Source organism: Lentzea kentuckyensis, assembly GCF_002150765.1.
GTDB lineage: Bacteria > Actinomycetota > Actinomycetes > Mycobacteriales > Pseudonocardiaceae > Lentzea > Lentzea kentuckyensis.
Genome location: NZ_MUYM01000133.1, coordinates 1 through 2,451 on the forward strand (window position 1 = coordinate 1; position 2,451 = coordinate 2,451).

Annotated in this window: 2 protein-coding genes and 1 pseudogene; all 3 read right to left on the bottom strand. The window is 65.9% G+C overall.

The features are described from left to right. Positions 1–405 (bottom strand): annotated as a pseudogene (locus B0F77_RS41445) (potassium-transporting ATPase subunit B); the annotation flags it as partial. Beyond that, positions 402–2,024, bottom strand: a complete 1,623-nt coding sequence (gene kdpA, locus B0F77_RS41450) for a potassium-transporting ATPase subunit KdpA (protein ID WP_086668548.1) — start codon at positions 2,022–2,024, stop codon at positions 402–404. The pseudogene B0F77_RS41445 and the gene kdpA, both read right to left, overlap by 4 nt. Further along, positions 2,024–2,125, bottom strand: coding sequence for a K(+)-transporting ATPase subunit F (kdpF, locus tag B0F77_RS41455; protein WP_086668549.1), 102 nt, complete (start codon positions 2,123–2,125; stop codon positions 2,024–2,026). Before kdpF ends, kdpA begins: the two co-directional genes overlap by 1 nt. Positions 2,126–2,451 lie beyond the last annotated feature (326 nt).

Consider the following 2,451-nt stretch of genomic DNA (forward strand, 5'->3'; position numbering starts at 1 on the left):
ATCGGTGCCGGGCACGCGTTCCTCGGAGCCGTCCTCGGTCAGCCTGCGGGCGACCGCGTCCTTCTTGGTCTTGCGCAGGGAGTCCGCCTGCGCCTTGCCACGACCTTCCGCCACCGCCTCCGCCAGGTTCGCGAAGAGCACGGTGAACCACAGCCACACCCCCACCGCGACGGTGAACACGCTCGGGTCGGTGACCGCGAAGACCGTGACGAGCAGCGAACCGACCCAGACCACGAACATGACCGGGTTGCGCAGCTGGTAGCGCGGGTCGAACTTGCGCAGCGCGTCCGGGAGGGACGTGAGCAGCTGCCGGGGGTTGAAGATGCCGCTGCCGACCTTGTGCCCGAGGTTCTCGGCGTGCCGGTCGCGGATCTCTTCCGGAGTCCGCTGAAGTGTGCTGGTCACAGCAAAGCCTCCGCGATGGGACCAAGAGCAAGGGCGGGAACGAAGGTGAGCGCGGCGACCAGCACGATGCTGCCGCCGAGCAACGTCGCGAACAGCGGACCGGTCGTGGGCAGCGTGCCCGCGGTGACCGGCACCTTCTTCTGTGCCGCGAGGGAACCGGCCAGCGCGAGCACCGCGACGATCGGGATGAACCGGCCGAACGCCATGCAGACGCCCAGCGAGGCCTGGAACCAGTCGTTGGTCACCGTGATGCCGGCGAACGCTGATCCGTTGTTGTTCGACGCCGACGCATAGGCGTACAGGATCTCCGACAGGCCGTGCGATCCCGGATTGTTCAACGCACCGCTCGTGCTGGGCAGAATCGCCGCGATGCCCGCGCCGATCAACATGACCGTCGGCATCGCCAGGATGGACACCGCCGCGGCCGTGACCTCCTTGCGCCCCAGCTTCTTGCCCAGGTACTCGGGCGTACGGCCGACCATCAGGCCCGCCAGGAACATCGCGATGATCGCCATCACCAGAATGCTGTAGAGCCCGGTGCCGACACCGCCCGGCGTCATCTCCCCGAACAACATGTTCAGCATCGCACCGCCACCACCGAGGCCGGTGAAGCTGTCGTGCAACGAGTTGACCGCGCCGGTCGACGTGCCCGTGGTGGAGTTGGCGAACAACGCGCTGGCCGGGATGCCGAACCGGAGTTCCTTGCCCTCCAAGGGCCGCAGGCCGTTCGCCTCGGCCACCCAGATGACGGTGAGCATCGCGGCCCAGATCAGGCCCATCACGCTGAGCAGGACGTACCCCTGCTTCTTGTTGCCGACGAGCCGGCCGAACGTGCGCGTCAGCGCGACCGGGACCACCAGCAGCAGGAAGATCTCGAACAGGTTCGACCACTCGTTCGGATTCTCGAACGGGTGCGCCGAGTTCGCGTTCAGGACACCGCCACCGTTGGTGCCGAGCTCCTTGATCGCCTCCTGCGACGCGACCGGCGCGTTGGCGACGACCTGGCCGTCAACGTCCACACCGGACTTGAGGCTCATCGTCACGCCCATGACGATCAGCACGAGCGCCGCCACGAAAGCGATCGGCAACAGGATCCGGATCGTCCCGCGCACCAGGTCGACCCAGAAGTTGCCGAGCCGGTCGGTCTGGTGCCGCACGAACCCGCGCACCAGCGCGACCGCGACGGCCAGGCCGACCGCGGCCGACACGAAGTTCTGCACGGTCAGGCCGACCATCTGGACCGTGTGGCCCATGACCGTCTCCGGCACGTACGACTGCCAGTTCGTGTTCGTCACGAAGCTGACCGCCGTGTTGAACGCCATCCCCGGAGAGACGTTGCCGCGGCCGAAGCCGAGCGGCAGCCAGGCCTGGATCCGTTGCAACACATAGAGCAGCACGACGCTGACGAACGAGAAGCCGAGCACACCGTAGGCGTAGGTGCTCCACTTCTGCTCGCTGTCCGGGTTGATCCGGCCGACCCGGTAGATCACCAGCTCCAGCTTGGAATGCTTGGTGGCGCTGAAAACCCGCGCCATGTAGTCGCCGAGCGGCCGGTAGGCCGCCGCCAAGGCAGCGACGAGGATGCCGACCTGGAGCAGGCCGGCCACAGTGGGTGACATCAGAACTTCTCCGGCCTGATCAGAGCGATGAACAGGTAGACGATCAGGGCGAGCGCGATCACGCCCGCGATGACGTTCGCGACCGATCCGGTGCCGCTCACAACTTCTCCAGTCCGCGCACGGTGAGACCAAGCACGAGGAAACTTCCGATCAACAGCAACGCGTAGGCCAGATCGGCCATGACGCGCTCCCTTCCCAACAACGACGTGACCTTGACGCAGGTCAGCGTGCATGGCGAAAACACGCACGTCAGGGGTGTCTGACGACAATTTGACACCCCAGCCGGGTTCCTTTACGCGTTCTTGATGCGCTGCGATCTGGGTCTCACCCGAAGAGGCCACGAGGGGGTAACTCGCTGTGATTCGGGCGCTCTGGCTGGTGCGCCACCTAGATGAGTAAGTCCAAGGGGTAAGCACCTAGTAGTGCT

Bases quoted from the DNA above. Each gene is read 5' to 3' on its own strand.
- kdpA (WP_086668548.1), bottom strand. From the start codon at position 2,024: ATGTCACCCACTGTGGCCGGCCTGCTCCAGGTCGGCATCCTCGTCGCT.